The 6,288-nt window shown below is 41.9% G+C and carries 6 protein-coding genes; 3 read left to right on the top strand and 3 right to left on the bottom strand.

Translation table 11 applies throughout. From position 1 onward, the window contains the following. On the top strand, positions 1 to 185 hold a 185-nt coding region (locus ACM0OX_RS34785; RefSeq protein ID WP_414519662.1), incomplete at its 5' end, for a hypothetical protein. A gap of 676 nt (positions 186 to 861) precedes the next feature. Here ACM0OX_RS34785 and ACM0OX_RS34780 read toward each other — a convergent pair. The 3 genes from ACM0OX_RS34780 to mnmG all read right to left on the bottom strand — a co-directional run bounded on the left by ACM0OX_RS34780 (position 862) and on the right by mnmG (position 4,598). Beyond that, the gene (locus ACM0OX_RS34780) at positions 862 to 2,211 is read right to left on the bottom strand and encodes a hypothetical protein (protein WP_414519661.1); all 1,350 of its coding nucleotides are present in this window, start codon (positions 2,209 to 2,211) and stop codon (positions 862 to 864) included. A 228-nt stretch (positions 2,212 to 2,439) separates the two neighbouring features. Beyond that, positions 2,440 to 2,628 (bottom strand): hypothetical protein, encoded by a 189-nt coding sequence (locus ACM0OX_RS34775; protein WP_414519659.1) that lies wholly within the window; start codon positions 2,626 to 2,628, stop codon positions 2,440 to 2,442. Positions 2,629 to 2,675: 47 nt separating this feature from the next. Next, positions 2,676 to 4,598, bottom strand: coding sequence for a tRNA uridine-5-carboxymethylaminomethyl(34) synthesis enzyme MnmG (mnmG, locus tag ACM0OX_RS34770; protein ID WP_414519664.1), 1,923 nt, complete (start codon positions 4,596 to 4,598; stop codon positions 2,676 to 2,678). Between the two features lie 381 nt (positions 4,599 to 4,979). Here mnmG and ACM0OX_RS34765 point away from each other — a divergent pair, with 381 nt between their 5' ends. Both ACM0OX_RS34765 and ACM0OX_RS34760 read left to right on the top strand, forming a co-directional pair. Then, positions 4,980 to 5,852 (top strand): D-alanyl-D-alanine carboxypeptidase family protein, encoded by an 873-nt coding sequence (locus tag ACM0OX_RS34765; protein ID WP_414519657.1) that lies wholly within the window; start codon positions 4,980 to 4,982, stop codon positions 5,850 to 5,852. A 63-nt stretch (positions 5,853 to 5,915) separates the two neighbouring features. Further along, positions 5,916 to 6,242 carry a hypothetical protein gene (locus tag ACM0OX_RS34760; protein WP_414519655.1) on the top strand — a complete coding sequence of 109 codons (327 nt, stop codon included), beginning with the start codon at positions 5,916 to 5,918 and terminating at the stop codon, positions 6,240 to 6,242. Positions 6,243 to 6,288: the final 46 nt, after the last annotated feature.

Raw genomic sequence — 6,288 nt, 5'->3', positions numbered from 1 at the left:
TGATTAACTCAGCCCTGCTGGGTCATTTTGTATGGCTTAGTCTAAACTCCAGTCAGTATGTCGCTCATGTTTCTGTGTCAAAAAAGCTATTTGATGTTCTTTTACCACAGAATGTTACTATTTTGGAGATGTCTAATACTGTCTTCCAATTCTTCACCACACACCTGATTTTCTGCTTATCTTGATTAAACGTTGTGGTATTTCACTGCTTTATGAGATAGTTAGACAAAATTTCTAGCTATTTACAGTAAATATTTACTTTTTCTCATCGGCAAATCGATGCCTACGACGGACTACACCTAAACATTTGGGTTAATAACAGTGTAGCGAATGCGTAACTCTCAAGCTAAAAAAAGAGATAAACACAATGAAATTTGATATTAAGCCAGAGAGTTACCCAATTTTAGATGTCCATTTTGAAAAAACCATTATTGGGTGAAGGGTTATGCAAGTACTTTTTAAAAGGACAAAACTATATCATCACTAGATGATTTAGTTGAAACTTATTTTAATAAAGATTTAACAACAGTATTTACACAAGTTGACATTGAAAGTATCAAAGTTACTGAAATCAATCGGCAAATTCTCAAAAAAGTAATCCTTGCTCAAGAGTTACTAGAGTCTGCTGGAGGTAAAAGCGATCTTGCTATCAATAAAGCTGATAATATTAAAACTATTAAGGCGCGATCGCATTTGCTAGGCTACACATAAGCAGGCAATCCTAACAGTGCAGACAGAGACAGAAAACTATTTGACGCGATCGAATTATTTTAATCAATTATTACTGGTCGCAATATTGTTAATGGTGATAGATGAGTTTAATCTTTAAACTTTCCTCAACCAGACAGTGGGTTAAAAAATTTATAGTTTCTGTCCTGCATAAATCGATCGCACTTCGCCATTACGTCGGATGACTGCTTCGCCATTACTGACATCTACTAGTGTCCAACCGCTGGAGCCGATACTTTCACCCATATTGATGCGGCGAGTCACGCCATCAATTTTAAACAAAGCGGCAGATTTGTTGCCCAACTCTAGCAATCCCTCTAAGGTATTACTTGGAGCTTCTGCGATCGCAGTTGCCGGATATACTTGTTCCTGGGTAATAGTTGGTTCTGACTCTGGTGCGAGTGCAGCACGCAATGGAACTACTGGTAATGCAGGCAGAGGTTTGGGTGTTTGGCGCACGCTAATGGGTGCAGTTTTTGCTGCCACTGGTTTGAGTTCGGCTCGTACAGCCGCAGCTAACATATTGACAGTTACAGGCTTGGCAGCTTGTCGCACTGTATTCAGGGCAGTTTTCACAACATTAGGTTGAGATACCCGTAACGCACTGGCAACTTGTGGTAAAAGTGTAGGAGTCCCCGGAATGGCTGGAAGGGCGTAGCGCATTGGTGATGGCGCTTGATAAACGGGGACATAGATGCGTTCAACAACGCTTCCAGAACGATTGGGGGCTGGTGGTGTATTATTAGCTAGAAGTGGAAGTGCTGGTAGATTACCAGTTGCTTGTTCGCGACCAAAGGCTATTTGGTTAGTATTTGCCTGACTGGAGAATCCTGGATTGAAAGATTTTTGATTGCTCTTTGCTCCTTGCTTGTCTATAACAGCCAGCGCTTGGAGCATATAGTCAACTAACTCTGCCTCTATTTCCGTTTTTACGGGCAATCGTGACTGGGATTGCGGCAATAGAAGCGCTGACTCAGGCAATTTATTATTTAAAAGATATACCACTCCAGACTGCACCAAGTAGATCGTACTAGCGATCGCCACGCCTAAAGTTGTTCCGACAATCAGCAGTTTGCCCAAAACCGAACTAGTTTTTTGACGCTTTCTACTAACTGATTTAACAGTAGAGGTGTCAAATACAACGGTACTCAATTGCTTGTGGTTATCTTGAGCAACTGACTGTACTCCTTGGTTCAAAGTAATCTGTGGTATCGTAACTGTTTGCAGAGGCACGTATTCTGGAGGCGATTGGCGTTGAGCTTGGGCGGAAACTCCAGCAACAGAGTGGCTCGATCTGTTCTGACTACTGTGCCTAACAGTTTGAGAAGGCAGATTACCACTAGCATCCAGAATGTAGTCGATATCGGCAAAGAGTTCATCCATTAAGCCATCAGCATAGTTTTCTATCGACCAAGGCTCGTTGGTGATTAAGTCTTCTGATGGTTCTGGTACTATGAGACGGGTGCTGGCTTCTTGTAACATAGACTTTCTGGGTTGTTGCTTGGACGAGGAAACGCCACCCCTACTGCCTGGAAATTAGGATTATCAGAGGAGGCAGCAGGTAGAGGGCAGTTCTTACTGAAAGAGAATAAATATGAATAAAAACCTTAGTCTTGAGTGATTACCCTGATTAAAAAGAAGAATTGTATTGAGATGTATCAGGCAAGATACAAACAGAGGAGCCGCTCCGCCTCCGGTCTTGCGCCAATCTTATGCAGTTAGTTGTGCGTGGGTTACTCCTGCGTGGTTGTTGAGCGTAGTCGAAACACTGCCTCCTGAATAATGAAACATCCAATCCCCCATCTGATTGAGATAAGTTGATTGAGTGTTGGTATTAAACTCAACTTGCATCTGGGGATTGTTGATGATGCCACTGCTAATCTTTATGTCATCTATCATACCAATCTCTCTCCCTACTACTATACTCAGTCTTTATCAAGCTTGTGTTAAGCTAACGCTGGAAACCCTGGCTGGCTCTTGCTTCTACGCAATTCTAGATATAATAATAAGGCGTTAATATCCGCTGGGTTTACACCACCTATACGTGCAGCTTGACCAAGGGTGAGTGGTTTTATGTGAGTCAGCTTTTCCCGTGCCTCTTTAGAAAGAGTATCAATTGTTGTGTAGTCTAAATCCCCAGGTAACTGGCGGTGCGCTTGGCGGGCAATTTGGTCAATTTGATTTTGTTGCCTAGCGAGATAGCCAGAATACTTGATATCAATTTCTGCGCCTTCTTTCTCGGCCCGGTTGAGGTTGGGGTTTCCCAGTCCGAACCTGTCGAGGTCAACGTAATGTAATCCTGGACGCCGCAACAAGTCGTTGAGGGTAATCGAACCTTTAATTGCTTGTTGAGTATCAGATGCGATCGCTATTCCAATTTCATCATGTTCTTTAACTCGTGTGGTTTGCAATCTTTGTTTTTCTGTGGTGATATTACCCTGTTTTTGAGTAAACATATCCCAGCGGCGATCGTCAATTAAACCAATCTCCCTTCCCAAGGGTGTCAAGCGTTGGTCGGCATTGTCAGAACGCAATAGCAATCGGTACTCTGACCTACTGGTGAGCATCCGGTAAGGTTCTCGCAGGTCTTTTGTACACAGGTCATCAACTAGCGTCCCAATGTAACTTTGCTCGCGGGCAAAGACAATCATTTCTTGAGAGCGAACAAATCGAGCGGCGTTAATTCCCGCTACCAGCCCTTGAGCAGCAGCTTCTTCATAACCTGTAGTGCCGTTAATTTGCCCAGCACAAAACAGTCCGGCAATCTTTTTAGTCATCAGTGTGGGGTAACACTGAGTTGCTGGTAAATAGTCATATTCCACTGCATAGGCGGGACGCAGCATCACACATTTTTCCAAACCGGGGAGAGTCCGCAACATTTGCAACTGCAAATTTTCTGGCAACCCTGTAGAAAACCCTTGAATATAAAGTTCGGGTATATCCCTTCCTTCCGGTTCAATAAAGATTTGATGGCTTTCCTTATCGGCAAAGCGGACAATCTTATCTTCAATACTGGGACAATAACGCGGCCCTTTGGCTTCCACCCAACCGCCATAAACTGGCGACAGGTGTAAATTTTCTTGAATCAGGCGATGGGTTTCGGCGGTTGTGCGGGTGATGTAGCAAGGCATCTGTTCCCGTTCTACCCACACATCTGGGTCAAAGCTAAACCAGCGCACATCTTCATCCCCTGGCTGGATGAGCATTTTACTGTAATCTACCGATCGCTTGTCTACCCGTGCTGGAGTTCCAGTTTTAAGTCTGCCGGTTTCAAATCCCAGGCGGTTTAGGGTTTGTGTCAATCCTTCCGCTGCAAATTCTCCAGCACGTCCAGCTGGCATTGATTTATTACCAACCCAAATTTTGCCGCCCAGGAAGGTGCCGGTTGTCAAAATAACTGCTTTACATTGGAACCCTACACCAAAATAAGTTTCAACGCCGATGACTTCACCGTTAGCACCCAGCACCAAATCTGTTGCCATACTTTCACGGATTGTCAAGTTGTCTTGGTTCTCAACAATATTTTTCATCACCGCTGCATATTCGCGCTTATCAGTCTGGGCGCGTAATGCCCAAACAGCAGGCCCCCGTGAAGAGTTGAGGATACGTTTTTGCAGATAGGTGCGGTCTGCTATTTTACCAATTTCCCCGCCGAGTGCGTCCACCTCATGGGTCAATTGGGATTTCGCCGGGCCACCCACTGCTGGGTTACAAGGTTGCCAAGCGATTTTATCCAAGTTGAGCGTCAATAGCAGGGTACGACAACCGAGGCGTGCAGAGGCGAGAGCTGCTTCGCAACCGGAGTGACCTGCACCGACGACTATGACATCAAAAGCGTCTTGGAATTCAACGGAATTGTGCATGGTCATACTTACAGGATCGGCAAGCTTAGAGTTCTTTTCAATTTTAACTGTTCCAGTGGTTTCATGGATGTAACTTTCTGATAAAAAAGTTATCAAACTTACTAGTACTCAATTAAAGGTAAGGTTTCATTTTTTAACTTTAGTAGGAAGTGAAAATCTCATTTTTTAAAATTTGTGACAACATTCCGGTTTGGCGATCGCAGCTATTGTTCAGAGCATTAACCCAGCACAAATTAATTTATAACTTGTATGCATTAAATATTTTCTCTAACTTCCATTAGCCGATAGTTCAATGTCGATAAACTATCTGTGATTTTAAGTCATGAATAATCAATACTGCCTAAAACATTCTTAATTTTATTCTTGTTCGCTAAATAATTATTAAATATGAAGCTCACCCTCAGAAATCAAAAAAATATTACTAGGTTTATTAGAAAGACAAGTTTCATCAGTATCGTTATATTGATGATCTTTGTATTAGTCGCCAGCAATGAGATTACCCACCACAAAGTTGCTATAACTGCTCAACCATTACAAGAATGCTCGATCGATAATTCATTACCTTGTATAGATAGCTCTAAAAATACAACATCAGAACCATTTATTCCCGATCCAAAATTAGATGATAAACAGCGTTTTTTATCTGCGATCGCTAGAAAATTACCCACAATTCCCCAGCCTGATACTTATGAATATACTTTGCTGCGAAGCTATGGTGCAGTATTCGTAAATCCCGATATTGGGATTAAACTACCGCCAAAAGATATCTTTGCTAATGAACAAGAAACCCAAGAGTTTCAAGCTACTTTAACAATGGGTCATGTTGATGGCACTAACGACTGTTATTTACAAAAATCGGCGGCTGATGCTTTAAATAAAGCGCGAATTCAGCAACAAATTCCGCTAAAATCTGGTTATGGCTCTGGTGATTGTACTCGCACTTTCAACACGAATTTAAGATTTTGGCACAAGTATGCTAACGATCGAGTTTTAGCAAAAGTTCAACAAGGTAAAGAAACAAAAATTCTCGGTTTAGTTGCACCCCCCGGAACTTCACAACATCTCTGGGGATTAGCAATTGATTTACGCGTAGGTAGTAAAGAACAGAGAAAAGCTCTTAATCAAAATGGTTGGTTTCAAACTGTAGAAAACGATGTTCCACATTGGACTTATGTGGGTCTATCTGAAGAGAACTTACCTTTATTTGGTTTTAAAAAACAAGCTATTCGAGGCATTACTTATTGGATTACGCCGCTTTGATTGTTCAATAGAATGAAAACTTGGGAATACTAACTTAAAAGATGTATTGTCAGGGATTTAGCTATGCCAAATGAAGCTGCTAACCAGGAGCAAGACTTCCTAATTAATTTATTAAGAGCGACTTATCAAAATCAGGAAGTATATCCAATTCTGCAACATAACTTAAGTAAACTCAATGATGATTTAGCTTTAATGCTGCGAAAATGGGTAAGCGATCGCTTTGCTAAAGAACCTGCCATAGCTATTAATTTAGCTAGAGTCATTATCAAACTGAGTACCATTATTCAAGAGTTTGAACAAGGGAATCTTGCGAGTAATTTAGGAATTGCGATCGCTTGTTATGAAACAGTTCTACCGATTGTTACCCATGAGGCTTTTCCTACAGGGTAAGAGCATCTCAATCAGGCTTGACGCAAGGAATCAGAAGAATCTAATA

The organism is Nostoc sp. PCC 9305 (assembly GCF_963920915.1).
GTDB lineage: Bacteria > Cyanobacteriota > Cyanobacteriia > Cyanobacteriales > Nostocaceae > Nostoc.
The sequence above is the reverse complement of the archived record's forward strand: the minus strand, read 5'-3'. Positions and strand labels throughout refer to the sequence as shown.